The following is a 26,077-nucleotide window of genomic DNA, read 5'->3' as shown; positions in this document are numbered from 1 at the left end:
CCATGCGAGATGCGCTCGACGCCACCCCCTACGACGCCCTGCTCCTGCTCTCCTTCGGCGGCCCCGAGGGCCCGGACGACGTGGTTCCGTTCCTGGAGAACGTGACGCGTGGGCGGGGCATCCCCAAGGAACGCCTCAAGGAAGTCGGACAGCACTACTTCCTGTTCGGCGGGGTCAGCCCGATCAACGACCAGAACCGCGCCCTCCTGGACGCCCTGCGCAAGGACTTCGCCGAACACGGACTGGCCCTGCCGGTCTACTGGGGCAACCGCAACTGGGCCCCGTATCTGACCGACACCCTGCGCGAGATGGTCCAGGACGGCAGACGCCGCATCCTCGTCCTCGCCACCAGCGCGTACGCCTCGTACTCGGGCTGCCGCCAGTACCGCGAGAACCTCGCGGACTCCCTTGCCGCCCTGGAGGCCGAGGGCCTCGAACTGCCCGAGGTCGACAAGCTGCGGTACTACTTCAACCACCCGGGCTTCCTGGAGCCCATGACCGAGGGCGTGCTCACCTCCCTCGCCGACCTCCCCGAGGACGTCAGGGACGGCGCGCACCTCGCCTTCTCGACCCACTCCATCCCGACCGCGTCCGCCGACACCTCCGGGCCCGTCGAGGACCACGGGGACGGCGGCGCCTACGTGAGGCAGCACCTGGACACCGCGCGGCTGATCGCGGACGCGGTGCGTGAGCGGACAGGCGTCGACCACCCCTGGCGGCTCGTCTACCAGTCGCGTTCCGGAGCCCCGCACGTCCCGTGGCTGGAGCCCGACATCTGCGACCACGTCGAGGAGCTGCACGGCGCCTGTGTCCCGGCCGTCGTGATCGCACCGATCGGGTTCGTGTCGGACCACATGGAGGTCCTGTACGACCTCGACACGGAGGCCAGGGCGAAGGCGGCGGAGCTGGGCCTGCCCATGCGCCGCTCAGCGACGGTGGGCGCCGACCCGCGCTTCGCCGCCGCGATCCGTGAACTCGTCCTGGAGCGCGCGGCCACCGAGAGCGGGCAGGACATCACGCCGTGCGCCCTGGGCGCGCTCGGCGCGAGCCACAACCTGTGCCCCGTGGGCTGCTGCCCGTCCCGTGCCCCCAGGCCCGCCGCCGCGGGCGCCGACAGCCCGTACGCGTGAGGACCCCTGTGAGCGACTCCTTGCTGCCCGAACTGCTCCGGCTCGCCCAGGAGGCGGCCCGCCGCGCGGGAGAGCTGCTGCGGGACGGCAGGCCGGCCGACCTCGCGGTCGCCGCCACCAAGTCCAGCCCCATCGACGTCGTCACGGAGATGGACATCGCGGCGGAGAAGCTGATCACCGACGTGATCTCCGACCACCGCCCCGACGACGGCTTCCTCGGCGAGGAGGGTGCCTCCAGAGAGGGCAGCAGCGGTATCCGCTGGGTCATCGACCCGCTCGACGGCACGGTCAACTACCTGTACGGGCTGCCTACTTGGTCCGTGTCCATCGCGGCCGAGCAGGACGGCGAGCGCATCGTCGGCGTGGTCGCGGCGCCCATGCGCGGCGAGACCTTCCACGCGGTGCGCGGCGGGGGAGCCTGGGCCTCCGGGGCCTGGGAGGGCGAGCGCCGGCTCGCCGTCCGCCCGGCCCCGCCCCTGGACCAGGCACTGGTGTCGACGGGCTTCAACTACGTCGCCGAGGTCAAGGCCCACCAGGCCGAGGTGGCCCGGCGGCTGATCCCGCTGCTGCGCGACATCCGGCGCGGCGGTTCGGCGGCGGTCGACCTGTGCGACGTGGCGGCGGGCCGTCTGGACGGCTACTACGAGCGCGGTCTCAACGCCTGGGACGTGGCCGCCGGTGACCTGATCGCCCGAGAGGCGGGCGCGCTGACCGGTGGACGCCCCGGAGAGCGCCCGTCACGTGATCTGACGGTCGCGGGCACGCCCGGGGTCTTCGAACCCCTCCAGCACCTCCTGGAGGACTTCGGCGCCTGGCACGACTGATGAACGGCGACACCCACACCAGGGACACCGGTGAGGCAGCGGCGCGAGCCCACCGAGGCCCGAAGAGGCGGGCACGATCGGCGTCTCGACACCGGCTTTGGCGCCCCGAAGACGAACGATCAAGAAAACGAACAAGAAAAGGAGGAAACCCCGGCACTGGATCGATGCCGGGGCTCCCCCCTTTTTCTCTCCTGCGGACTGATCAGACGCTGGCCGCGCCGACGTCCACGCCGTGTTCGGCGGCCAGGCGGCGCAGTTCGTCGAGGTCGGCTTCTTCCACCTCGACGAGGAAGTCGTCGCCCTCGTTGCGAGCCCGCGTCAGATCGGTCTCAGTCGCCCTTATGCGCTGCAGAAGTCCTGCGGTGAATGCGTCCATGCTGCGCCCCCTCGTCCTGGGTCGTGGGTCGACGGCACGGGGGTGTGCCGTCCGGAAGGGGCGATCACGTCTCCAACCGGGTGCCCGGCGTTGCCCTGCCGGGCGGCCACGGTGCCGGACACCCACGCCCGCTCCGCGGAAAGCGGTTCGTTGTACCACTAGGTGTCATGGCACACGCAGAGCGTGATCGCGGGGTGTAAAGCCGTCCTCCCCGCGCTCCCCGCGGAGGAAACCTCCGCCCGCCAAGATTTCTTCCGCCCACTGTCGGCAGGAGCGACCCGGGTCGGCCGGGAAGGAACCCTGCAGTGATCGTCCAGGGGCCTCTTACAACCGGTTTACGGCCCAAAGCGGCAGGATGGAGGCCTGACCGCAGGAAAAGTTTCCGCCAACGTGCCGTCCCGGCCCGCGGGCGACCCCGAGGAAGGACAAACGACGTGCGCGTACTCGTCGTCGAGGACGAGCAACTGCTCGCCGATGCGGTGGCCACCGGACTGCGCCGGGAGGCCATGGCCGTCGACGTCGTGTACGACGGCGCGGCGGCCCTGGAACGCATCGGCGTCAACGACTACGACGTGGTCGTCCTCGACCGGGACCTCCCACTGGTGCACGGCGACGACGTCTGCCGCAAGATCGTCGAACTCGGCATGCCCACGCGCGTGCTGATGCTCACGGCTTCCGGGGATGTCAGCGACCGGGTCGAGGGCCTGGAGATCGGCGCCGACGACTACCTTCCCAAGCCCTTCGCCTTCAGCGAGCTGACGGCACGCGTGCGTGCCCTCGGCCGGCGTACGAGCATGCCGCTGCCGCCCGTCCTGGAGCGCGCCGGGATCAAGCTCGACCCGAACCGCCGCGAGGTCTTCCGCGACGGCAAGGAAGTCCAGCTCGCGCCCAAGGAGTTCGCCGTCCTGGAGGTGCTGCTGCGCAGCGAGGGCGCGGTGGTCTCGGCCGAGCAGCTCCTGGAGAAGGCCTGGGACGAGAACACCGACCCGTTCACCAACGTCGTCCGGGTGACCGTGATGACCCTGCGCCGCAAGCTGGGCGAGCCGCCGGTGATCGTCACCGTGCCGGGTTCCGGCTACCGGATCTGACCTCCGATGACCACGACACCCGCGCCCCTGCAGGCGCCCCCGAAGCCCACCTGGGACCCGAGGAAGCCGCAGCAACTGCCGCTGCCCTGGCTGCGCCCGACCATCCGCATACGGCTCACGCTGCTCTACGGCGGCATGTTCCTGATCGCGGGCATCCTGCTGCTGTCGATCATCTACCTGCTGGCCGCGCAGGCAATCCGTGAGGGTAGCGGCAGCCAGTCCTTCCAGATCAGCAGCAGCAGCACCATCAAGATCACCAGTGACACGTGCCCGGTGCTGAACGTCGCGAACACCGACGAGGAGCGCACCGCCGCCCTCAAGGCGTGCAGCGACACCCTGCGCCAGCACGCCCTGGACGGCCTCCTCAGCCGCTCCCTGCTCACGCTGCTGGGCCTCGCCGTGATCGCCTTCGCCTTCGGCTACGCCATGGCCGGCCGGGTCCTGACCCCGCTCGGCCGGATCACCCGCACCGCCCGTGCGGTGGCCGGCTCGGACCTGTCCCGCCGGATCGAGCTGGACGGCCCCGACGACGAGCTGAAGGAGCTGGCGGACACCCTCGACGACATGCTGGAGCGTCTCCAGCGGGCCTTCACCGCCCAGCAGAGGTTCGTCGGCAACGCCTCGCACGAACTGAGGACGCCACTGGCGATCAATCGCACGCTTCTGGAAGTGCATCTGTCCGACCCGGCGGCGCCGCCGGAACTCCAGCAGCTCGGCAAGACCTTGCTGGCCACCAACGAGCGCAGCGAGCAGCTTGTCGAGGGCCTGCTGCTGCTCGCCCGCAGCGACAACCAGATCATCGAGCGCAAACCGGTCGACCTCGCCGAGGTCGCCGAGCAGGCCGTCGACCAGACGCATGCCGAGGCCGAGGCCAAGGGCGTCGAGTTGCGCGGGAAGCGCGATCCGGCGGTCGTCCAGGGCAACGGCGTACTGCTGGAGCGGATCGCGCTGAACCTCGTACAGAACGCGGTGCGGTACAACGTGCCGGAGGACGGCTGGGTCGAGGTGACCACGGCGGTCCAGCACGGGCAGGCGGTGCTGGTCGTCTCGAACACGGGTCCCGTGGTCCCGGCGTACGAGATCGACAACATCTTCGAGCCCTTCAGGCGGCTGCGTACGGAGCGTACGGGCAGTGACAAGGGTGTGGGCCTCGGGCTGTCGATCGCACGCTCTGTGGCGCGCGCTCACGGCGGCCACATCTCGGCCCTTCCGCGGGAGGGAGGTGGACTCGTGATGCGAGTCGCCCTGCCGATCTGAGATCATGTCGCCGACACGCGAGGATGTTCGCTTTGCGCGGAATTTCCGGGGTACCCTCCCGGCGACCTCGTGTGTGATCGATCACAAAGGCGAATTTACGGCCATCCACTCTCCGTGATTGCACAAGTCGTCGTAAGGCCCGGTAGATCCGGGTTTTCGAAGGTCTTGATCACGGGAAGTACACGGTGGGGGCCTTTGAAGTATGGCATTCGGACCGTGTACGGTCCCGATCGCCATCCATGCCGATCTCTCTCAGAGGGGCCGGTTGGGTGTCGATCGAGTAACAGACCTTGATGTGAGGCAAAATCTCCGCCTCAGGTCGGGCACAAGTCCGGCCTCTCACGCGTTACCTGCGCTGAGACACCGCAGACACCCAGAGGGGGAGAGCGCGACATGGCAACGGATTACGACACCCCACGCAAGACCGACGACGACGTCGACTCGGACAGCCTTGAAGAACTGAAGGCCAGGAGGAACGACAAGTCGACTTCCTCCGTCGACGTCGACGAGTTCGAGGCCGCCGAGGGCCTCGAACTGCCCGGAGCGGACCTCTCGAACGAGGAGTTGGCCGTCCGGGTACTGCCCAAGCAGCAGGATGAGTTCACTTGCATGACCTGCTTCCTGGTGCACCACCGCAGTCAGCTGGCCCGCGAGAAGAACGGTCAGCCGATCTGCCGCGACTGCGACTGAGGAAGGGTCGGCCGTGACTGGCTCGACCCCACCTTGGAAGCGCCGCTTCCCCCTGCGGGGAGCGGACCAGGGGCCGCAGGACGGCCCTCACGGTGTGCGTGACGACGAGCGGGGCTCATCCGATACCGGATCGGCCTCGCTCGAACCGGCCGCCAGGCCGGCCGACCACGGGGATGACCTCCCGGTGCCGGCCGAGCCTTCCGCACCCGTCACCGGACGGGCGGCCACGATCCGGGAGAAGGCCAGGGAAGGCGTCCGCAAGGGCGGCAGCCGCGCAAGGGCGGGCCTGGCTTACCTCACCGACCGGATCATCGAGAACGCCCCTCGTATCCCCGTACGCGACCTCGCCACCCTCCGCCGGCAGTTCCCGGGTCTCGGTCCCGAGCAGCTCGCGGACAAGCTCGTCGCGGGCGCCGCGAGCGCGACGGCGACCGTCGGCGCGGGCATCGGGGCGGCGGCGATGCTGCCGGTGCCACCGGCCATGCCGACCGAGCTGGCCGCCGAGATCACCGGTGTGGCCGCGATCGAGCTGAAGATGATCGCCGAGCTGCACGAGGTCTACGGCGTACGGCCGCCGGGCAACCTGAAACAGCGCAGTACCGCGTACCTGAACTCGTGGTCGGGTGAGCGCGGGATCGACGTGACGAAGCCGTCGACGATCAACTCGGCCCTCGGGGGCCAGATGAAGCGCGAACTGCGCCAGCAGATCATGAAGCGGACGATCCGGGACCTGCCCAACCTGATGCCGTTCATGGTGGGCGCCGCCGTCGGCGCGGTCATGAACCGGCGCGACACCAGAAAACTCGCGGACCGCATCCGCAAGGACCTGCGTACGTTCCAGGTCCCCTGGAACCAGCTCCCGGAACTGCCCCCGCTGGAGCCGCCCACGGACGCGCTGAGCCTCGGGGACGGGCCGAAGGAACTCGGGAAATAGGGGCTTCGAAGGGCGCGCGCGACCCTGGACACAGGTGCGGCGGACAGGTTTTTGCCCGCCGCCGAAGAAGAATTTGCCGACGCGCGCCGAGCCGCCGCTCCGGCCGGTTCAGCCCGCGTCGCGCACAGCCGCCCGCGCCGACTCCAGTGCCGCCACCAGCTGTTCCGGCTCCCGCGTCGACAGGTACAGGTACGGGGTGGGGTCCTTCGGGTCCGTGACCTGGACGCGCAGCGCCGTCGGGATGTAGGAGCGCAGAAGCATGAAGGCGCGGGTGTCCGCCTTGTAGGTGCGCCAGGCGCGCGCCTCCTCCGCGTCCAGGATCTCCGCCTCGCCCAGTGCCGCCACCGGGATCTTCGCCTCGCCCGCGATCAACGCGTCCCCCACGACCCGGATCCGGATCGAGCCGTACGAACTCGCCGCCACCGCGGCCACCGCGGTGCCGCCCACCAGACCGCCGAGCAGGGGCAGCGTGCCGAACGGGAGCAGGATCAGGGCGAAGGAGACGCCGACCAGGAACGAGATCAGCCACCAGGAGCGGGGGGCCGTGAGGCGTTCTTCGTACGGGGAGGCGGAAAGCTGCATGGAACCAAGCTTGGCATGGTGTCGGCCGACGGCCGACTCGCGGGTAAGGTCTGCGGCTGTGAGTGGTACTTCCGCAGCTCTGAAGCCCCCCGTCGACGCCGTGGCGCCCGTGCGGCATCCGGACGCGCCCGCACCCGGAGAGCTCCTCGGTGCCCACTACGAACAGTGTTTCGGATGCGGCGGCGGACAGGCCCACGGACTGCACCTCGCCGCCCGCGCCGGAGACGGTGTCACGGTCACCGCCGAGTTCACCGTGCGGGAGGCCCACCAGGGCGCGCCCGGCCTCGCCCACGGCGGCGTGCTCGCCAGCGCGCTGGACGAGACACTCGGCTCGCTGAACTGGCTGCTGCGCACCATCGCCGTGACCGGACGGCTGGAGACCGAGTTCGTCCGGCCCGTGCCCGTCGGCACCCTGCTGTATCTGGAGGCCGAGGTCACCGCGGTGGCCCGGCGCAAGATCTACTCGACCGCCACCGGACGCATCGGCGGCCCCGACGGGCCCGTCGCGGTGCGCGCCGAGGCCCTCTTCATCGAGGTCAAGGTCGAGCACTTCATCGACAACGGCCGCCCGGAGGAGATCCAGGCCGCCATGAGCGACCCGGACCAGGTTCGGCGCGCCCGCGCATTCGAGGTGAACCCGTGAGCCCCGCACCCATGGGCCGTGAGCCCCTGGACGTACTCATCCGCCGCGTCGATCCGGACGTACCGCTTCCGGCGTACGCGCAGCCGGGCGACGCCGGAGCCGACCTGCGGACCACACAGGAGTGCGAACTGGCGCCCGGGGAGCGGGCTGTTCTGCCCACCGGGGTGTCTGTCGCGCTCCCGGACGGGTACGCGGCCTTCGTGCACCCTCGTTCGGGCCTCGCGGCCCGGTGCGGTGTCGCTCTGGTGAATGCCCCGGGGACGGTTGATGCCGGGTACCGTGGGGAGATCAAGGTGATCGTGGTGAATCTCGACCCGCACGAACCCGTGCGATTCGAGCGCTTCGACAGGATTGCCCAACTGGTCGTGCAGCAGGTCGAGAAGGTCCGCTTCCGGGAGGTCGCGGAACTTCCGGACTCGGCGCGGGCCGAGGGGGGCTTCGGGTCCACCGGCGGTCACGCCTCGGTGGGCGGTGCGAGCGGTCACAGCGGTCAGGCCGCAGTAGGCGGCACAACGGGTGGGAATCGATACGCTTCGGTCGTAGCCGACCGGGAAGGACAGTGACGTGTTCGGACGTCGCAAGAAGAAGGGTGCCGCCGAGGACGCGGCCGGCGAGGCCGAGCAGGTCGTCGACAGCGTCGGCACTGAGGCGGACGAAGCAGCGGGCGGCCGTGGGCGCGTCCGGCTGGAGCCGGAGCCGCGTCCCGACGGACCCTGGGACGACACCGAGGTGCGCGAGCCCGGCGAGGGCCGGGTGGACCTGGGCGGACTGTTCGTGCCCGGGGTCGACGGCATGGAGCTGCGGGTAGAGGTCGCGGGCGACGCGATCGTCGCGGCGACCGTCGTGCTGCGCGACAGCGCCGTGCAGCTCCAGGCCTTCGCCGCGCCCAAGCGTGAGGGCATCTGGGGTGAGGTGCGCGAGGAGATCGCCAGCGGCATCACCCAGCAGGGTGGCATCGTCGACGAGGTCGAGGGGCCGCTGGGCTGGGAGCTGCGCGCGCAGGTGCCGGTGCAACTGCCGGACGGCACGGGCGGTTTCCAGGTCGTGCGGTTCGTCGGTGTGGACGGTCCGCGGTGGTTCCTGCGAGGGGTCATCTCCGGGCAGGGCGCCGTGCAGCCGCAGGCCGCCGGTCTTCTGGAGCAGATCTTCAGGGACACGGTCGTCGTCCGTGGCGAGGGGCCGATGGCGCCCCGCGACCCGATCGTCCTGAAGCTGCCGAACGACGCGCAGATGGTGCCCGAGGGCGTCTCGCAGGTCGAGGAGGAGGAGGCGGGCTCCCGCTTCGGCGGCGGCATGGGCCAGCTCCAGCGCGGACCGGAGATCACCGAGGTTCGTTAGCCGCGTCATCTTTCACGGTACGGGCCGTACTCCTCACCGAGGAGTACGGCCCGTACTCCGTTCGCCGGTGCGTCAGGGTTGCGTCAAAGACGTGCCCCGGCCTGCCTCTTGTCCCTTTTGTCGACTTTGTTGGACGTAGGGTCGACGCTGCGCAGTCAGCGGGCACGGGAAGACAATGAGGCCATGGGACGCGGCAAGCTTCGGATCTACCTCGGTGCGGCACCGGGCGTCGGCAAGACGTACGCGATGCTGTCCGAGGCGCACCGCCGTGTCGAGCGCGGGACCGACTGTGTGGTGGCCTTCGTGGAACACCACAGCCGGCCGCGTACGGAGGTGATGCTGCACGGGCTGGAGCAGATCCCGCGCAGGGACCTGCCCTACCGCGGATCCGTGTTCACCGAGATGGACGTGGACGCCGTACTCGCCCGTCGCCCGCAGATCGCCCTGGTGGACGAACTGCCGCACACCAACATTCCCGGCTCGCGCAACACCAAGCGCTGGCAGGACGTGGAGGAGCTGCTTGCCGCGGGTATTGACGTGATCTCGACTGTCAACATTCAACATCTTGAGTCGTTGGGTGATGTGGTTGAGTCGATCACTGGTGTACGTCAACAGGAGACCGTTCCCGACGAGATGGTCCGGCGGGCGGATCAGATCGAGCTGGTCGACATGTCCCCGCAGGCGCTGCGGCGGCGGATGGCCCACGGCAACATCTACAAGTCCGACAAGGTCGACGCGGCTCTCGCCAACTACTTCCGGCCCGGAAACCTGACCGCTCTGCGGGAGCTGGCGCTGCTGTGGGTGGCGGACCGGGTCGACGAGTACCTGACCGAGTACCGCAGTGAGCACCAGGTCTCCAGGATCTGGGGCTCGCGTGAGCGGATCGTCGTCGGACTGACCGGGGGACCCGAGGGCCGCACGCTGATCCGGCGGGCCGCGCGGCTCGCCGAGAAGGGCGCCGGCGGCGAGGTCATGGCCGTCTACGTCGCCCGCAGCGATGGTCTGACCAACGCCTCGCCGAAGGAGCTGGCCGTCCAGCGCACCTTGGTCGAGGACCTTGGCGGAACGTTTCACCATGTGGTCGGGGACGACGTCCCGGTGGCGCTGCTGGACTTCGCCCGGGGCGTGAACGCCACGCAGATCGTGCTGGGCGTCTCCCGGCGCAAGACCTGGCAGTACGTCTTCGGGCCCGGGGTCGGCGCGACCGTGGCCCGGGACTCGGGGCCCGACCTCGACGTCCATCTGATCACCCACGACGAGGCCGGCAAGGGGCGCGGGCTGCCCGTGGCCCGGGGGGCCAGGCTCGGGCGGGCGCGGATCGTGTGGGGCTGGCTGGTCGGTGTGGCCGGTCCGGTGTTCCTCGCGCTGCTGCTCAACGCCGTCGACCTCGGTCTCGCCAACGACATGCTGCTGTTCCTGGCGCTCACGGTGGCGGCGGCCCTGCTCGGCGGCCTCTATCCGGCGCTGGCCTCGGCGGCCGTCGGCTCACTGCTGCTGAACTACTACTACACGCCGCCGTACCACCGGCTCACCATCGCCGACCCGAAGAACATCGTCGCTCTCGTGATCTTCTTCGGGGTCGCCGTGTCGGTGGCGTCCGTGGTGGATCTGGCCGCCCGGCGCACGCATCAGGCGGCCCGGCTGCGGGCGGAGTCGGAGATCCTCTCCTTCCTCGCGGGCAGCGTCCTGCGCGGCGAGACCAGCCTGGAGGCCCTTCTCGACCGGGTCCGGGAGACCTTCGGCATGGAGTCCGTGGCTCTGCTGGAGCGCGTCTCCGACGTCGATCCGTGGACCTGCGCGGGCAGCGTCGGCACCCGGCAGGCGGTGGAGCGGCCGGAGGACGCGGACGTGGACATGCCGGTCGGCGACCACATGGCGCTCGCGCTGTCCGGCCGGGTACTGCCCGCCGCCGACCGGCGCGTGCTGGCCGCGTTCGCAGCCCAGGCGGCCGTGGTGCTGGACCGCCGGCGCCTCCAGTCCCAGGCCGACCAGGCGCGTACCCTCGCCGAGGGCAACCGGATCCGCACGGCGCTGCTCGCCGCCGTCAGCCATGACCTCCGTACGCCACTGGCCGGGATCAAGGCGGCGGTCTCCTCGCTGCGGTCGGACGACGTGGCGTGGTCCGAGGAGGACCAGGCCGAACTGCTGGCCGGCATCGAGGACGGCGCCGACCGACTCGACCACCTGGTGGGCAACCTGCTCGACATGTCCAGGCTCCAGACCGGCACCGTCACCCCGCTGATCAGGGAGATCGACCTCGACGAGGTGGTGCCGATGGCGCTGGGGGGCGTACCCGAGGACAGTGTCGAGCTGGACATTCCCGAGACCCTGCCGATGGTCGCCGTCGACCCCGGACTGCTGGAGCGGTCGGTGGCCAACCTGGTCGAGAACGCCGTCAAGTACAGCCCGGCCGGGGAGACGGTGCTGGTGGCCGCCAGTGCCATCGCCGAGCGGGTGGAGGTACGGGTGGTGGACCGGGGTCCGGGCGTGCCGGACGAGGCGAAGGACCGCATTTTCGAGCCCTTCCAGCGGTACGGTGACGCTCCGCGCGGGGCCGGGGTGGGGCTGGGGCTCGCGGTGGCCCGGGGGTTCGCCGAGGCGATGGGCGGCACCCTGCGGGCCGAGGACACGCCCGGGGGCGGGCTGAGCATGGTGCTCACGGTGCGGGCGGCGAGGGCGGGCGCAGGGGATGAGTTCCTGCGGCGTGGTGGGGCAGGGGCGACGGAAACGGGAACAGAAGTGCCGACGGTGGCGGCAGGGACAGTGGCGGCAGAGTCGGAGAGGCAGGTTTCATGACCCGGGTGCTGGTGGTCGAGGACGAGCCGCAGATCGTGCGTGCCCTCGTGATCAACCTCAAGGCACGCAAGTACGAGGTCGACGCGGCCCCCGACGGTGCCACCGCTCTCGAACTCGCCGCCGCCCGCCATCCCGACGTGGTCGTGCTCGACCTGGGGCTGCCCGACATGGACGGCGTCGAGGTGATCAAGGGGCTCCGGGGGTGGACGCGGGTGCCCATCCTGGTCCTCTCGGCCCGGCACTCGTCCGACGAGAAGGTCGAGGCGCTCGACGCGGGCGCCGACGACTACGTCACCAAGCCCTTCGGCATGGACGAACTGCTGGCCCGGCTGCGGGCCGCCGTCCGCCGGGCCGAGCCCACCGGGAGCGCCGAGGACGACGTCATGGTGGAGACCGACGAGTTCACCGTCGACCTGGCCGCGAAAAAGGTCCACCGCGACGGGCGTGACGTACGGCTGACGCCCACGGAGTGGCATCTGCTGGAGGTGCTCGTGCGCAACACGGGACGGCTGGTCAGCCAGAGACAGCTGCTCCAGGAGGTGTGGGGGCCGTCGTACGGGACGGAGACCAACTATCTGCGCGTGTACATGGCGCAGCTGCGGCGCAAGCTGGAGGCGGATCCCTCGCATCCGAAGCACTTCATCACCGAACCCGGCATGGGGTACCGGTTCGAGCGGTAGGGCCGTCCCCGGTGAGGCATGGTCCCGGGGTACGTCGGTGTCGGTGGGCGCCGGTACGCTTCAGGTATGAGTGCTGTTCCTCGTTCCGAGAAGCCGGTGGGCCGGTTCCGGCGCATGCTCGACCGGCTCTCCTCGTCGCAGGAGGACCTGGAGTCCGAGGAGCTGCGCGAGGACACCGAGACCGCGGGCTGTACGCGCATCGGTGACTGCCACGACCGACAGATAGTGACGGTTACTGGTACCTTGCGCACGGTCACGCTGCGGCCGAGGGCGGGGGTTCCGGCCCTGGAGGCCGAGCTCTTCGACGGTTCGGCCGCGCTGGACGTGGTGTGGCTGGGCAGGCGTTCCATCGTCGGGATAGAGCCGGGGCGCAAGCTGATCGCGTCGGGGCGGATCTCGATGAGCCGGGGCCGCCGCGTGCTGTTCAATCCGAAATACGAACTGAGACCCCTCGGACGGGAGTAGCCGGTGACGTCGCTCGACAAGCCGACCGAAGACGCCCAGCAGGATTCCAGGGCGGTGACCGAGGCCGCGCTCTTCGAGGCGTTCGGCGGTCTGCGGGGCATGATCGAGACGGTCCTGCCGGGGCTGCTCTTCGTCACGATCTACACGATCAACAAGGACCTGCACTCGTCGGCCATCGCGGCCCTCGGTGTCTCGGTGCTCCTGGTCGTGGTGCGCCTCGTCATGAAGGACACCGTCAAGCACGCCTTCAGTGGTGTGTTCGGTGTCGCCTTTGGTGTCGTCTTCGCGATGATGACGGGCAATGCCAAGGACTTCTATCTGCCCGGCATGCTCTACACGCTGGGGCTGTCGCTGGCCTACATCATCACGACGTTGTTCGGTGTTCCGCTGCTCGGGCTGATCCTCGGCCCGGTCTTCAAGGAGAACCTCTCCTGGCGTACGCGGAATCCGGGGCGCAAGAAGGCGTACGCGAAGGCCAGTTGGGCGTGGGGGCTGATCCTGCTCGCCAAGTGCGCGATTCTCTTCCCGCTGTACTGGTGGGCGGACACGGCGTCGCTGGGGTGGGTGCTGGTGGCGTTGAAGATTCCGCCGTTCCTGCTGGCCGTGTGGCTCACATGGGTGTTCCTGGCGAAGGCGCCGGCGCCGATCGATGTGTTCGCTGAGATGGAGGCGGAGGAGCGGGCGGCTGAGGAGCGGAAGGCCGCGGCTTCTTCTTCCGAGTAGGTTCCCAGTGGGGGAGTGGGGGCGGGCGCGGGCTTGTTTCGCCCCCGCCGCCCCTACCCGTCCCGTTCCTGGGGGCTGTGCCCCCAGACCCCCCTTTCGCGCTGAACGCGCTCGTCCTCAAACTCCCCCAGAGGGGGGACCCCAGACGGGCTGAATCGATCAGCTCGGGGCTTCCTCCTTGCGTACCGACAGGAGGTCCTCCAGTTGTTCCTCCCTGGCCTGGGCGGCGACGAACAGGAGTTCGTCGCCGGCTTCCAGGGAGTCCTCCCGGGTCGGCGTCAGGACCCGGGTGCCGCGGATGATCGTCACCAGGGACGTGTCCTCCGGCCACTCCACATCGCCGACCTGGGTACCGGCCAGCGCCGACTCCGGGGGGAGGGTCAGTTCGACCAGGTTCGCGTCGCCGTGGCTGAAGCGGAGCAGGCGTACCAGGTCGCCGACGCTCACCGCCTCCTCGACCAGGGCCGACATCAGGCGGGGGGTGGAGACCGCCACGTCCACGCCCCAGGCCTCGGTGAACAGCCACTCGTTCTTGGGGTTGTTGACGCGGGCGACGACGCGCGGAACGCCGTACTCCGTCTTCGCGAGCAGGGACACGACCAGGTTCACCTTGTCGTCGCCCGTCGCGGCGATCACGACGTTGCAGCGCTGCAGAGCCGCCTCGTCCAGCGAGGTGATCTCGCAGGCGTCGGCCAGCAGCCACTCCGCCTGGGGGACTCGCTCGACCGAGATGGCCGTGGGGGCCTTGTCGATCAGCAGGATCTCGTGGCCGTTCTCCAGCAGCTCGCCCGCGATCGAGCGGCCGACGGCACCGGCACCGGCAATGGCGACCCTCATCAGTGACCGGCCTCCTCTTCAGGGCCCTCGGCGAAGGACGCCTCGACCTTCTCGACGTGGTCCGTACGCATCATCACGTGTACCAGGTCGCCCTCCTGCAGCACCGTCTGCGAGGTGGGCAGAACCGCCTCGCCCAGGCGGGTGAGGAAGGCGACACGCACGCCGGTCTCGTCCTGCATCTTGCTGATCTTGTGGCCCACCCAGGCGGACGACGCGTGCACCTCGGCCAGCTGAACGCCACCCGTGGGATCGCGCCACAGCGGCTCCGCACCGGACGGCAGCAGCCTGCGCAGCATCTGGTCGGCCGTCCAGCGGACCGTGGCGACGGTCGGGATGCCCAGCCGCTGGTAGACCTCGGCGCGGCGCGGGTCGTAGATGCGGGCCGCGACGTTCTCGATGCCGAACATCTCGCGGGCCACCCGGGCGGCGATGATGTTCGAGTTGTCACCGCTGGAGACGGCGGCGAACGCGCCGGCGTCCTCGATGCCCGCCTCGCGCAGGGTGTCCTGGTCGAAGCCGACCCCGGTGACACGACGGCCGCCGAACCCGGAGCCCAGTCGTCGGAAGGCGGTGGGGTCCTGGTCGATCACGGCGACCGTGTGCCCCTGTTGCTCCAGGGTCTGCGCGAGAGCGGAACCCACTCTGCCGCAGCCCATGATGACGATGTGCACGACCGTCCTTCCGATCCGATGTCGAAGCCCGCCGTTGTCGACCTGGCTTGAACAGGGTCTCAGACCCCCGCCCAAGCTATACACGCACGGTGGGCGCGGGGCACCCCCGTGTGCGGTCCATGTGTACCTGTGGGCCGCTTACCTGCGGCTGATGCTGCGCACGCTGGCAGCGGTCAGCAGGGCGAGGAGGACGAGTGCGACGGCGGCGCCGATCAGCTCCGCGGCGAGTTGCGGCATGGGTTCTCCCGGGCAAGAGGGGAAGCGGTGAGGCCGTAAAGATGACTGAAGAGGGCATAAGGGGTGCTGTGGTTTCGTCATATAGCCATGAGGACGCGGTGCCAGGGGTGTTCGCCTGTCTCGGATACCGGGATTTCACTCGGCGGACCGTCGGGTTTTCACCCGGATGTGCCCAGAACAAGGTGGGGAGCTTACGATCCTGTCCGTGTCCAAACTGACCGACGTGCCCAAACGGATCCTGATCGGGCGCGCACTGCGCAGTGATCGGCTCGGCGAAACGCTCCTGCCGAAGCGCATCGCTCTCCCCGTCTTCGCCTCCGACCCCCTTTCCTCCGTGGCCTACGCTCCCGGGGAAGTGCTGCTGGTCCTGTCGATCGCGGGCGTGTCGGCCTACCACTTCAGCCCGTGGATCGCGGTCGCTGTCGTCGTACTGATGTTCACCGTGGTCGCCTCCTACCGGCAGAACGTGCACGCGTACCCGAGCGGCGGCGGCGACTACGAGGTGGCGACCACCAACCTCGGCCCCAAGGCCGGCCTCACGGTCGCCAGCGCGCTGCTCGTCGACTACGTGCTGACCGTCGCCGTGTCCATCGCCTCCGGTATCGAGAACCTCGGCTCCGCCGTCCCCTTCGTCGTCGAGCACAAGGTGTCCTGCGCGGTCGCCGTCATCGTGCTGCTGACGCTGATGAACCTGCGGGGCGTCAAGGAGTCCGGGAAGCTGTTCGCGATTCCGACGTACGTGTTCGTCGCGGGCGTCTTCATCATGATCGCCTGGGGCGCGTTCCGCGGCCTGGTGCTGGGCGACCACATGCGCGCGCCGACGGCCGGCTACGAGATCAAGGCCGAGCACCAGGGGCTGGCCGGTTTCGCACTCGTGTTCCTGCTGCTGCGCGCCTTCTCCTCCGGCTGTGCCGCGCTCACCGGCGTCGAGGCCATCTCCAACGGTGTGCCGGCCTTCCGCAAGCCCAAGTCCAAGAACGCGGCGACCACACTCGCGGCGATGGGTATCCTCGCCGTCACGATGTTCTGCGGGATCATCGTGCTGGCCATGACCACCAAGGTGCGCATGGCCGAGAACCCCGCGCACGACCTGCTGGACAAGGGCGTCGAGGTCGGCTCCGGCTACGTCCAGAACCCGGTGATCTCGCAGGTCGCCGAGGCCGTGTTCGGTGACGGCAGCTTCTTCTTCATCCTGTTGGCCGCCGCCACCGCGCTGGTGCTCTTCCTGGCCGCCAACACCGCGTACAACGGCTTCCCGCTGCTCGGCTCGATCCTCGCGCAGGACCGCTACCTGCCGCGCCAGCTTCACACGCGCGGCGACCGGCTCGCCTTCTCCAACGGCATCGTGCTGCTCGCCGGCGCCGCCATCCTGCTGGTGTGGATCTACGGGGCTGACTCGACCCGCCTCATCCAGCTGTACATCGTCGGTGTGTTCGTGTCCTTCACGCTCAGCCAGACCGGCATGGTCCGGCACTGGAACCGCCACCTGGCGACCGAGAAGGACCAGACGAAGCGCCGGCAGATGGTCCGCTCCCGCGCCATCAACACCTTCGGCGCCTTCTTCACCGGGCTGGTGCTGGTCGTCGTACTCGGTACGAAGTTCACGCACGGTGCCTGGGTGGCGCTGCTCGGCATGGTGATCTTCTACGCGGTGATGACGGCGATCCGTAAGCACTACGACCGGGTCTCCGAGGAGATCGCCGCCCCGGAGGGCCCGAGCGACGACAGCGTACGGCCGTCGCGGGTGCACTCGGTCGTCCTGATCTCGAAGATCCACCGGCCCACGCTGCGCGCGCTCGCGTACGCGAAGCTGATGCGTTCCGACACGCTGGAGGCGCTCAGCGTCAACGTCGATCCGGCGGAGACGAAGGCGCTGCGGGAGGAGTGGGAGCGGCGGGGGATCACCGTCCCGCTGAAGGTGCTCGACTCGCCGTACCGGGAGATCACCCGGCCGGTGATCGAGTACGTGAAGGGGCTGCGCCGGGAGTCGCCGCGCGACGTCGTGTCCGTGATCATCCCGGAGTACGTGGTCGGCCACTGGTACGAGCAGTTGCTGCACAACCAGAGCGCGCTGCGGCTCAAGGGGCGCCTGCTGTTCACCCCGGGCGTCATGGTGACGTCGGTGCCCTACCAGCTCGAGTCGTCCGAGGTGGCCAAGAAGCGGGCGCGCAAGCGGTCGGAGTGGAACGCGCCCGGATCCGTCCGGCGCGGGCCCGCCGAGGAGCGGCCACGCGAACCCAGCACGAAGAAGTGACGAGCCGGGGGGCCCGCTCGGGCTTGTGGTGAGTGGTCGGGCGGCGCCCACGTAGACTGGTGGGCTGTTGTCCGGCCGTTCCCTTTTCCCTCCCTTGGAGTCACCCCGCCATGCAGGCAGAACCGAAGAAATCGCTGGCGGGGCAGGAGTACGAGGTCGAGGTCGGTCCCGTCGCCCATGGCGGCCACTGCGTCGCCCGTACGGATGACGGGCAGGTGCTCTTCGTCCGGCACACGCTGCCCGGTGAGCGGGTCGTGGCCAGGGTGACGGACGGCGAGGAGGGCGCGCGGTTCCTGCGCGCCGACGCGGTGGAGGTGCTGACGGCGTCCAAGGACCGGGTCGAGGCCCCCTGTCCGTACGCCGGACCCGGCCGCTGCGGCGGCTGCGACTGGCAGCACGCCAAGCCGGGCGCCCAGCGCCGCCTCAAGGGCGAGGTCATCACCGAGCAGCTGCAGCGGCTCGCCGGCCTGACCCCGGAGGAGGCCGGCTGGGACGGCACGGTCATGCCGGCCGAGGGCGACAAGCTGCCGCCGGGCGAGGTGCCCCAGTGGCGTACGAGGGTCCAGTACGCGGTGGACGCGGACGGCAACGCCGGGCTGCGGCACCACCGTTCGCACGAGGTCGAGCCGATCGAGCACTGCATGATCGCGGCGCCCGGCGTCAGCGAGCTGGGCATCGAGAAGCACGACTGGTCCGGCATGGAGTCCGTCGACGTGATCGCCGCGACCGGATCCCAGGACCGCATGGTCATCCTGGAGCCGAAGCCGGGCGCCCGTCTGCCCCTGGTCGAGCTCGACAAGCCCGTCTCCGTCATGCGGGTCGAGGAGCACGACGGTGGCATCCACCGGGTCCACGGCCGCGCCTTCGTCCGCGAGCGCGCCGACGGCCGTACGCACCGGGTCGGCAGCGGTGGCTTCTGGCAGGTCCACCCGGCGGCGGCGGACATGCTGACGAAGGCGGTCATGCAGGGCCTCCTCCCGCGCAAGGGAGACATGGCCCTCGACCTCTACTGCGGCGTCGGCCTCTTCGCGGGCGCCCTCGCCGACCGGATCGGCGACAAGGGCGCGGTCCTCGGCATCGAGTCGGGCAAGCGCGCGGTCGAGGACGCCCGGCACAACCTCGCCGCCTTCGACCGCGTCCGCATCGAACAGGGCAAGGTCGAGGCGGTCCTGCCGCGCACGGGTATCACCGAGGTCGACCTCATCGTCCTGGACCCGCCGCGCGCGGGGGCGGGGCGGAAGACGGTCGAGCAGCTGGTGAAGCTGGGGGCGAGGAAGATCGCGTACGTGGCGTGCGACCCGGCGGCGCTGGCGCGGGACCTGGGGTACTTCCGCGACGGGGGGTATCGGGTGCGGACGTTGCGGGCTTTCGACCTGTTTCCGATGACGCACCATGTGGAGTGTGTGGCGATTCTGGAGCCGGTCGCTAAGGGGTCCTGACCTGCGGTTTCGTCGATTGCTGGCTGGTTCGACCTGTTTCCGGTCAGCCATCAGGTTGAGCAGTCGGCTGCTTACCTCTGGCGCTCTGACCTGCAGGGTTTCGCGCTATCGGCGACCAGGCTGGCAGCGGTGCCACTCTGCCACCCAAAAACATTGACGCTCAAACGACGCTCGTCTTGAGGGCATGTCAGGCGCGCAGGTGTATCCGTTCGAGCGAGCGTCACGCTGTGTCGATGTGGCTACGCCATCAGTCGGCGTCCGGCTCTTCGGATTCCTCAAGAAGCAAGGCCGCAAGGGCGTCGGCCCAGGCCACGGCCCAGGCGCGCAGTGCGGTGATGGTGGAGTCATCGAGACCGTAGGCGGCGAAAGCCTCGTGGTCGGTCCACTCGGCTCCTGTGAGGCTGGCCTGTAGGTCTTCCCGCTCAAAGCGGCCACGGGCGTGCCGACGGCCGAATTCTTCGAGGTCGGCCGTGCTCCAGCGGTGGGAAGCCGCGAAGACGTCGATCAGGTCGCGGGGCGCACCGCGGTCGGCGAGTGCCCGGACCTTGGTCCCGATCACGTCCTCTTCCGCGAGGACGGGTCCGTACGCACTCTGGACGACTGGCCGCCAGAAAATCTCCTTGAGGATGTCGACCTCGCAGTCCTGCCCGGTGACCGGGTCGGACACGGTGAAGCGGGCGGACAGCGGGGCGGTTTCCAGCGCCTGCACCTGCCAGCCTCTCGATTCCAGGCCGGTGCGGAGCGTGGCGGCGATATCGGCCATGGGCGCCGGGTTCTCAGTGGCGACGTCGAGATCCTGGCTGGGGCGGCTGACCAGGCGATGGGCCCGCACTGCGTATCCGCCAGTGAGAACTAGTGGGTAGGGGGAACCGAGGGCGATCACATCCGCCAGGAGCCGTGCATGCAGCTCCGGCATGTCCGTCACGCGGCTGCTCCGGTGCGGGCGGCGAGCTTGGGGAACGCGTCCTCCCACACAGTGCGCACGGTGCGCCCGACGAGGGTGCGGAGCACCGGCCACATCTGCAGGAGTAGGTCCTGATTGAGGTAGTGGGGCAGGTCGTCGCTCAGGCCCTCGTGCAGGACGGTGCGGTACAGGCCCATTCGCTGACGCGGCTTGCCCAGATCGTACGAGGTCATCCCGGACCAGGCCACGTGCAGTGGGAGCTCTACGACTCCCCGGGTCGGGCCGTGCAATTCGTCCAGCGATTCCGGCAGACGCCGCCGGAACTTCTCCCGGTACAGGGCGAGGTCTTCGGCGTACGCGCTGGAGAGGTCTTTCCGTACCGATGCTGGGGATTGGGGGCTGGTGGCCATGACTTCATTATGGAGGGCCCGAGTCGTGATGCGGGGCGCGATTTGTGACGTACGGGCCGTCCTGGCCATCCCCGACGCCGCATGGCAGCAGATCACGTACCCCACCGCAGTGGCCGACCCCGACACCGGTGAGCTCATCTCAGGCGCCGAGGTCGCCGAGATCCTCGCCTACACCGCGTTCACCGGCCGCAAGAAGGGCGAGCAGGTCACCGCCCGGCTGATCGTGCGCCGCGTCCGCGACCTGGCCAGACCCGCCACCGTCGGCGAGCAGGGCGAGCTGTTCCCCGCCTGGCGCTACCACCCGTTCTTCACCGACAACCCTGCCGAGACCCTCCAGGCCGAGCGGGAACACCGCCACCACGCCGTCGTCGAGCAGGTCATCGCCGACAGCAAAGCCTCCGCCCTGGCCCACCTGCCGTCGGGGAAGTTCAACGCGAACGCGGCATGGCTGACCCTGTGGGCGATGGCCTACAACCTGCTGAGGGCCACTGGCGCGCTGACCTCCGCCTTCCACGCCAAGGCCACTACCGCCACCCTCCACGCCCACCTGGTCCAGGTCCCTGCCAGGATCGCCCGCTCCGCACGGCGCATCACCTTGCACCTGCCGCGCAACTGGCCCTGGCGAGACGCGTGGACACAACTGTTCGACACCGTCCACCGCCCACCCCAACCAGCCTGACAGCCCCTGCCCGACCCGCCCACCGAGGCCCAACCGAAACCGAAACGTGGAAAAGCTGGGCAGACCAGCGGATACCACCTGCCCACACCCAGCCAGCAGTCAAGAACCCACCCCGCAAACCCTCGGAGACCACTTCAAAACCGCGTCGGTGGATCAAGGCTTAGGCGCCCTTGATGGAAACTGACGCATCCCCGGATGCGGCCGGTCCTGGCGCAGGAGGTGAGACAGCCACGGCCCGTTGGCCGTCCCGCAAGCAGTACTACGTGGGCGCGCCCGCCCCGCTGAACCACTGTCTCGGGCGCACGGGGTACGCGTCGCAGCAGACCGACCACAGCGAACCCGGCGTCCGGACGACCGACCTCCGGCACCCCGCGGACGAAGCCCGGGCTCGTGACGGAAGCGGTGAGACGGCGCGGGCGACCGGGTTGGCCCGGGAAGGGGCGCCGGTCAGTTCGCAGGGTGGCCCGGGGTGATGCCATGGGTGTCGTCGAGCGTTAGCACGGGGGTGCGGCTGCCCGCGAGGTTTTCCGCCGCCTCCGGAGCGAGAAGGAAACCGACGTGGTCGCCGCCGTCGATCCGGTCCTCCACACGACCGACGAACCAGGCGGCGGCCTCGTCGAGGATCAGTGCTCCGCCCGGTCCTGGATGCCACGGGACGTCGGTGAACTTGTCGGTGCGGTCGCCGGTCTCGCCGCCGAAGAGCCGGGCCGACCGGTCCTGGTCGCGGCGGAGAAGGTGGACCGCGAGTCGTTCGGCGTGCTCGGCCACCCGGTACGTCCGGTTGGCCTTGGACAGCCAGACCATGAACCGGGCGGGCCGAATCGAGCACTGCGAGGCGAATCCGACCAGGCAGCCGGCTCTTTCCCCGCCGGCCCGCGCGGTCACGATGTACATCGGGTAGTCGAGCAGGTCGGTGAAGGGATCGAGATCGGTCACGGTTTCGCTTCCCGCCTCGGGATCGGATGTCGGCCAAGTGTTCAACGGTTCCGTGCCCCGGGCGGCTCGCGACGTGCCGTGCGGTCGCGGAGGGACGACACCCGCCCGCGCCCGTTCGAGGCGGGGGGCAGTTCGATGCGGACCTGACTGTCATGGAGCTGCTACCGAAAGTGTTCGTCGCGATCGTGCCGACGAGGTTCGTCGTGGTCCTCGGCGGATTCCCGGCTCTGATCCTTGTCGCCGTCCCTGCAGCCGTACGGCGTCGGCCCGGTCCTACAGCGCTCCTGCGGTCGCCCGGACGCCGGGCGCCTGAAGCGACCCGAGGCGGGTACGCGGAGCGCTGGCGATGACCGGCCCGTCGGCGCGCGGCCGTTCCGCAGGGTGTGCGCACCCGCAGCGGCTCGGTGTGGAGGGCCAGCTTCTTGGCCTCAGACGGCGGGAGCCCTTCGGTTTCGACGAACGCCACGTCGGCGGAGACCCCTGGTTGTAGTCCGGCCAGATCATCGAGCGAGGTCAAGAGACGTGAGAGGTGCGGGTCATTCTCTACGCCGGCCCTTCCTCCCAGCCCTACTGGCAGCTCCGGGCTGTCCACCTGAACAGGGACACGGACGGGGTGCTTGCGGGCGGCACGCTCGAACTCCTTGGCAATCTCGTGCCGCATTCGTGGACTCATCGGCGCGCGGCCGCTCAGGCCGCTCAGTATGAAGTGCCACCTCGCGTACGCGACTTGGACCTTATTTGCCCGGATTAGGGCACACGGAGGGCGCGGCACCGGTGGAAATGGTCTAGATAACAAACAACCCCAGGCCGCCGACCTGGGGTTTCAATATGGAGCGGGTGCGAGAATCGAACTCGCACTCTCAGCTTGGGAAGCTACGGCACTTGCCGGGTTGGGCAGCTTCTGGCCTGGTCTTATGTGCTCCCGTGGCGCCCAGAGGTGCGGAAGCGTACCTTTGTTGACCGTGGTTTACCGCTCTTAAGGGCACGCTATGGGCATGCCGTCGACTCGGAGGCGTGTAGGGCCCCTCTGGTGGCCGACGGGCGGCCGAGGTTGGGAAGCGAGCGTTGGCCGGAAGGTCGCCGTTGCAGGAACACATGGAGATTGGGCCGACTTCGGTGGGGGTCCGCGAGGGGATGTCGGTCGTCCAGGTGCGTGAAGGCCCATGAAGCACGCTTGGGCCGGCAGGCGTTTGTCGACCTCTTTCGCTGCCTCCTGGCTCTCCGCCGGGTTGTCCGAGGCCGAGAGGGGCCTGGCAACCGCAAGGGGTATGACGAACGCCCGCTCGGAGTGCGGCACGTACCGAAGTGGCCGTCGCAGGTCTCAGCGTGCCCGTGATTGCCACTTCGGCGCATTACTGTTTTCGGTCGTCCATCGGGCGAAGGGGAGACCATGAACGACCTTTTTTCGGCCTGCCCGTAGGCGGGCCGAACTATGAGGAGGCGGCGGAGAAATGTGCAACTGAGGACTTCAGTGGCGGATAGCAGTTGCGGGTACATGTCACAGTGGGGCAACAGACTCACTGGAGTGGGCTGAAAGGCTTTGACGGGGGCACTCGGTTCTTTGCGGCACCGATGGGTGCTGCTCCCTGAGAGAAAGAGAAGCTCGTGTATATAGGTCTGGGTACCGTCGTCGTCATCATTGTCATCGTCGCTATCGTCCTGATGCTCCGCCGCCGCTGAGCCGTGCCTCTCGTGCCGCACGATCAGCCATGACCACAGCCCGCCCTGGATTTCCTTCCCCGGATCCCTGGGTGGGCATGGTCACGATTCGGTGGAGGACGGCGGCAGTGCTGTGCGAGCTGTGCGGCCCGCTGACTACATCGAGCCTGTGCGCAAGGTAAGGCAGTCTCGTTCTCGTGCGCCCGGCCCCCTTTCCACTCCCCCCACATCGGGTCGTCGAGGGCGTCCTCACCGAACGCCGGACCGGCGCGGCACGGCACGGCGCAGGAACTCCACGACATCGTGGTCGGAGTGGGCCAGGCCGACGATCTCACTGCGCACGACGGCCGGGCGACCGCCCGTCTTGAGCGGCCGGGCACGACTGCCTGCGCCCCAGCCATGACTCCGGCGCGTAGCCGTACGACTTCGTCGGCCAACTCGGATCTCGTCCCAAAGGCGAGCCACGTGCACCGGCGCCACTACCGTTTCATGGTTGTGCCGTCCGTTGCTCTTGCCGCTTTGACAGGCAGCACGAGGAATCGCTGCAACGGCACATGTGGTCAGTGGAGCCCCAGCCCTGTTCGACGGTGGGTTTGCCGAGGACGGCAATCTCGTCCGGGTTGGTGAGTACGTCGCGGAGGACGGAGCCGGGGTGGCGAAGACGCAGCGTACGAGTCGTCGTGGTCGGCTGGGTCGGTGACGCGGATGCCGGTGATGCCGGGCCTCCGATCCGCACGCGCGGCGGGTGCTCGGGCACCGGGCGCGGAGCCATCGAGGGAACCAGGTACTCGCAGTCCGCCTGGTACACGTCGCGCTCGGTGCCGAACGGCTCCTCTGCGGCGGTGTCCTTGGCCCGCTCGTAGACGATGCTGCGGATGTCCCGGTCGAAGGGGCGCCGGTCGAAGTTCCGCTCGACGAAGTACCATCGCAGCTCGGGACGGATGCGCTCCAGCGGGAAGCGGGCGTGCCCGAGCACCGGATAGTTGCGCAGCACCGAGTGCTGCCGCTGGGTCAGGTCCCACATGCCGATCACGCCGAGCATGGCCGGCGGCACCGCCGCCGTCCGCCACCAGGGCGACACCGCCACGGCCACACCGACCACTGCGAGGGCGGCGGCACCCGCGACCACCGCGACCATTCTGCTTCTCAGCACGACCCACGAGTAACCCGCTTGGCCCGTCTCATGCGGACCGACCGCGTCGACCGGGCGTTCCTGGACATCGCCGACGCCCGGCACGAGGGCCGGATCGACGCCCGTGGCGGACGGGAGGTCTCGGCGGACGGTCGGCGCCGTACCGTGGAAGCGAGGCCGGATAATGCCCGCATGTCGTACGGTGCAAGGTGGGTATTACGGCTTTTTGAAAAGGGGAATCGACATGGCTGTGTTGATTCTTGCACTTCTCCTCGCCCTGATATTGGTTGGCGCCGGATTTTCCCTTCACATTCTGTGGTGGATCGCCGCCGTCGTAGCCGTTCTGCGGCTCCTGCGATTCGTCTTCCGGAGTGCCGGAACCGGTGGAGCGAGGGGCCGCTGGTACCGCTGGTGAGCCAGCTACCCGTATCGTCCCTCGCGTTGGCCGTCGTGCCCACGGATGCGCAGACCGAAAAACACATTGTGTGGGGCGGGAAACGGTGGGCACTCGACCCACCGAGGGACGCCCACTGAAATATCGGACGGGCTTCCTCGGTATTCACGCACTACAAGGGGAGGTTTTGTATGACGGACAACATGTGGGGCTACACGGCCGAGTTGGGCCACCAGACGGGGACGGACCTGACCGGATTCAAGGTCGAGGCGAGCGACGGCTCCATCGGCAAGGTCGACAAGCACTCCGAGGACGTCGGGGCCGCCTACATCGTCGTCGACACCGGAGTGTGGATCTTCGGCAAGCAGGTTCTGCTCCCTGCCGGTGTCATCTCGTCCATCGACGTCGCGGAGCGGACGATCCATGTCGGCCGTACCAAGGACGAGATCAAGAACTCCCCCGAGTTCGACAAGGACAAGCACGTCGGTGACCCCGGCTACCACGAGCAGGTCGGCGGCTACTACGGAGACCACCGAGCCTGACCGTCACTCCGCAGCACACGGGGCGGGCACCGGCGTTCTGCCGGTGCCCGCCCTTCGCCGTGCCCGGCAGTCCCCGCGGTGGCCTGGACGCCCGCACGGTCCGGAACCCTCTACGTCCGGGGTGTCGAGGTCCGCATCATTGTCGGCCGTCGGGGTACCTGCGCCTGACACCCGCCCTGCGCGAGGAAGCGAGAACGCCGTGAGCGGCGGCGTCCGGAAGCCTCCGGAAACAGAGGGGGCCGAAACCGAAGCCGATACCGAGGGACCCGCCCGATCCGCAGGCCGGCGCCGACGAACAGCGCGAGCCCGAGGGCCGTCATCCAGACATCCCCGACCCGGAGATCCCCGACACGGACGAGGCCGGCACCGGGAGGACGGGCGCCGCGATTCCGGCAGTGCACGTCCGGGGCATGGCTGACGTTCCGCGCGCCGTGGGAGCCGAGGCGGCCGACGCTGG

Annotated in this window: 25 protein-coding genes and 1 pseudogene; 18 read left to right on the top strand and 8 right to left on the bottom strand. The window is 69.1% G+C overall.

Translation table 11 applies throughout. The features are described 5' to 3' along the window. Positions 1–2 precede the first annotated feature (2 nt). On the top strand, positions 3–1,130 hold the full coding sequence (locus ACW4TU_RS10550) for a ferrochelatase (protein WP_457426922.1): 1,128 nt from the start codon (positions 3–5) through the stop codon (positions 1,128–1,130). A gap of 8 nt (positions 1,131–1,138) precedes the next feature. Next, positions 1,139–1,954 carry an inositol monophosphatase family protein gene (locus ACW4TU_RS10545; RefSeq protein WP_457426920.1) on the top strand — a complete coding sequence of 272 codons (816 nt, stop codon included), beginning with the start codon at positions 1,139–1,141 and terminating at the stop codon, positions 1,952–1,954. Positions 1,955–2,156: 202 nt separating this feature from the next. Here the strand turns inward: ACW4TU_RS10545 and ACW4TU_RS10540 are convergent, their stop codons facing one another. Further along, the gene (locus ACW4TU_RS10540; RefSeq protein ID WP_457426918.1) at positions 2,157–2,330 is read right to left on the bottom strand and encodes a hypothetical protein; all 174 of its coding nucleotides are present in this window, start codon (positions 2,328–2,330) and stop codon (positions 2,157–2,159) included. A 434-nt stretch (positions 2,331–2,764) separates the two neighbouring features. On the opposite strand from ACW4TU_RS10540, the gene ACW4TU_RS10535 reads away from it, so the two are divergent. From ACW4TU_RS10535 to ACW4TU_RS10520, 4 genes are all read left to right on the top strand, one after another. Then, entirely contained in the window at positions 2,765–3,418 is a 654-nt protein-coding gene (locus ACW4TU_RS10535) for a response regulator transcription factor (RefSeq protein WP_055615445.1), read from the top strand. Between the two features lie 6 nt (positions 3,419–3,424). After that, positions 3,425–4,675: a sensor histidine kinase gene (locus tag ACW4TU_RS10530; protein ID WP_457426915.1), complete on the top strand. Its 1,251-nt coding sequence runs from the start codon at positions 3,425–3,427 to the stop codon at positions 4,673–4,675. A 393-nt stretch (positions 4,676–5,068) separates the two neighbouring features. Beyond that, on the top strand, positions 5,069–5,365 hold the full coding sequence (locus ACW4TU_RS10525) for a DUF4193 domain-containing protein (RefSeq protein WP_006380512.1): 297 nt from the start codon (positions 5,069–5,071) through the stop codon (positions 5,363–5,365). 13 nt (positions 5,366–5,378) lie between these two features. Further along, on the top strand, positions 5,379–6,299 hold the full coding sequence (locus tag ACW4TU_RS10520; protein ID WP_457426913.1) for a hypothetical protein: 921 nt from the start codon (positions 5,379–5,381) through the stop codon (positions 6,297–6,299). Between the two features lie 108 nt (positions 6,300–6,407). Here ACW4TU_RS10520 and ACW4TU_RS10515 read toward each other — a convergent pair whose 3' ends face one another. Further along, on the bottom strand, positions 6,408–6,881 hold the full coding sequence (locus ACW4TU_RS10515; protein WP_457426911.1) for a DUF3093 domain-containing protein: 474 nt from the start codon (positions 6,879–6,881) through the stop codon (positions 6,408–6,410). Between the two features lie 58 nt (positions 6,882–6,939). Between ACW4TU_RS10515 and ACW4TU_RS10510 the strand changes: the two genes are divergently transcribed. From ACW4TU_RS10510 to ACW4TU_RS10480, 7 genes are all read left to right on the top strand, one after another. Next, the gene (locus ACW4TU_RS10510) at positions 6,940–7,524 is read left to right on the top strand and encodes a PaaI family thioesterase (protein ID WP_457426909.1); all 585 of its coding nucleotides are present in this window, start codon (positions 6,940–6,942) and stop codon (positions 7,522–7,524) included. Positions 7,525–7,535: 11 nt separating this feature from the next. Beyond that, positions 7,536–8,087 (top strand): dUTP diphosphatase, encoded by a 552-nt coding sequence (gene dut / locus ACW4TU_RS10505; RefSeq protein WP_457430019.1) that lies wholly within the window; start codon positions 7,536–7,538, stop codon positions 8,085–8,087. A 1-nt stretch (position 8,088) separates the two neighbouring features. Continuing rightward, entirely contained in the window at positions 8,089–8,862 is a 774-nt protein-coding gene (locus ACW4TU_RS10500) for a DUF3710 domain-containing protein (protein ID WP_457426907.1), read from the top strand. Between the two features lie 183 nt (positions 8,863–9,045). Then, a complete protein-coding gene (locus tag ACW4TU_RS10495) occupies positions 9,046–11,658 on the top strand; it encodes a sensor histidine kinase (RefSeq protein WP_457426905.1) in 2,613 nt (870 codons plus the stop codon). Next, the gene (locus tag ACW4TU_RS10490) at positions 11,655–12,338 is read left to right on the top strand and encodes a response regulator (RefSeq protein ID WP_457426903.1); all 684 of its coding nucleotides are present in this window, start codon (positions 11,655–11,657) and stop codon (positions 12,336–12,338) included. The genes ACW4TU_RS10495 and ACW4TU_RS10490 overlap by 4 nt, the downstream gene beginning before the upstream one ends. Before the next feature lie 66 nt (positions 12,339–12,404). Then, positions 12,405–12,803 carry an OB-fold nucleic acid binding domain-containing protein gene (locus ACW4TU_RS10485; RefSeq protein ID WP_123763560.1) on the top strand — a complete coding sequence of 133 codons (399 nt, stop codon included), beginning with the start codon at positions 12,405–12,407 and terminating at the stop codon, positions 12,801–12,803. Between the two features lie 3 nt (positions 12,804–12,806). Beyond that, positions 12,807–13,526, top strand: coding sequence for a DUF3159 domain-containing protein (locus ACW4TU_RS10480; protein WP_457426901.1), 720 nt, complete (start codon positions 12,807–12,809; stop codon positions 13,524–13,526). Positions 13,527–13,685: 159 nt separating this feature from the next. Here ACW4TU_RS10480 and ACW4TU_RS10475 read toward each other — a convergent pair whose 3' ends face one another. Both ACW4TU_RS10475 and ACW4TU_RS10470 read right to left on the bottom strand, forming a co-directional pair. Beyond that, positions 13,686–14,363, bottom strand: a complete 678-nt coding sequence (locus tag ACW4TU_RS10475; RefSeq protein ID WP_329269919.1) for a potassium channel family protein — start codon at positions 14,361–14,363, stop codon at positions 13,686–13,688. Further along, the gene (locus tag ACW4TU_RS10470) at positions 14,363–15,034 is read right to left on the bottom strand and encodes an NAD-binding protein (protein ID WP_164411214.1); all 672 of its coding nucleotides are present in this window, start codon (positions 15,032–15,034) and stop codon (positions 14,363–14,365) included. Before ACW4TU_RS10470 ends, ACW4TU_RS10475 begins: the two co-directional genes overlap by 1 nt. A gap of 442 nt (positions 15,035–15,476) precedes the next feature. On the opposite strand from ACW4TU_RS10470, the gene ACW4TU_RS10465 reads away from it, so the two are divergent. After that, positions 15,477–17,525: an APC family permease gene (locus ACW4TU_RS10465; RefSeq protein WP_457426898.1), complete on the top strand. Its 2,049-nt coding sequence runs from the start codon at positions 15,477–15,479 to the stop codon at positions 17,523–17,525. Positions 17,526–17,635: 110 nt separating this feature from the next. Then, entirely contained in the window at positions 17,636–18,964 is a 1,329-nt protein-coding gene (locus ACW4TU_RS10460; protein WP_457426896.1) for a class I SAM-dependent RNA methyltransferase, read from the top strand. Between the two features lie 247 nt (positions 18,965–19,211). Here ACW4TU_RS10460 and ACW4TU_RS10455 read toward each other — a convergent pair whose 3' ends face one another. Further along, complete coding sequence (locus tag ACW4TU_RS10455) at positions 19,212–19,880, bottom strand: nucleotidyl transferase AbiEii/AbiGii toxin family protein (RefSeq protein WP_457430017.1); 669 nt, start codon at positions 19,878–19,880, stop codon at positions 19,212–19,214. Positions 19,881–19,885: 5 nt separating this feature from the next. Further along, positions 19,886–20,278, bottom strand: a complete 393-nt coding sequence (locus ACW4TU_RS10450) for a hypothetical protein (protein WP_457426894.1) — start codon at positions 20,276–20,278, stop codon at positions 19,886–19,888. Between the two features lie 28 nt (positions 20,279–20,306). On the opposite strand from ACW4TU_RS10450, the gene ACW4TU_RS10445 reads away from it, so the two are divergent. After that, the gene (locus ACW4TU_RS10445) at positions 20,307–20,957 is read left to right on the top strand and encodes a transposase (protein ID WP_457426892.1); all 651 of its coding nucleotides are present in this window, start codon (positions 20,307–20,309) and stop codon (positions 20,955–20,957) included. Between the two features lie 447 nt (positions 20,958–21,404). Here ACW4TU_RS10445 and ACW4TU_RS10440 read toward each other — a convergent pair whose 3' ends face one another. Then, entirely contained in the window at positions 21,405–21,893 is a 489-nt protein-coding gene (locus ACW4TU_RS10440; protein ID WP_457426890.1) for a flavin reductase family protein, read from the bottom strand. A 2,377-nt stretch (positions 21,894–24,270) separates the two neighbouring features. Then, positions 24,271–24,690: pseudogene (locus ACW4TU_RS10435) on the bottom strand (FMN-binding glutamate synthase family protein); the annotation flags it as partial. A gap of 238 nt (positions 24,691–24,928) precedes the next feature. Here ACW4TU_RS10435 and ACW4TU_RS10430 point away from each other — a divergent pair. Beyond that, on the top strand, positions 24,929–25,099 hold the full coding sequence (locus ACW4TU_RS10430; RefSeq protein WP_457426888.1) for a hydrophobic protein: 171 nt from the start codon (positions 24,929–24,931) through the stop codon (positions 25,097–25,099). A gap of 170 nt (positions 25,100–25,269) precedes the next feature. Then, on the top strand, positions 25,270–25,620 hold the full coding sequence (locus ACW4TU_RS10425; protein WP_392653497.1) for a PRC-barrel domain containing protein: 351 nt from the start codon (positions 25,270–25,272) through the stop codon (positions 25,618–25,620). The last annotated feature ends 457 nt before the right edge of the window (positions 25,621–26,077 follow it).

Source organism: Streptomyces kryoterrae, from assembly GCF_054072135.1.
The sequence above is the reverse complement of the archived record's forward strand: the minus strand, read 5'-3'. Positions and strand labels throughout refer to the sequence as shown.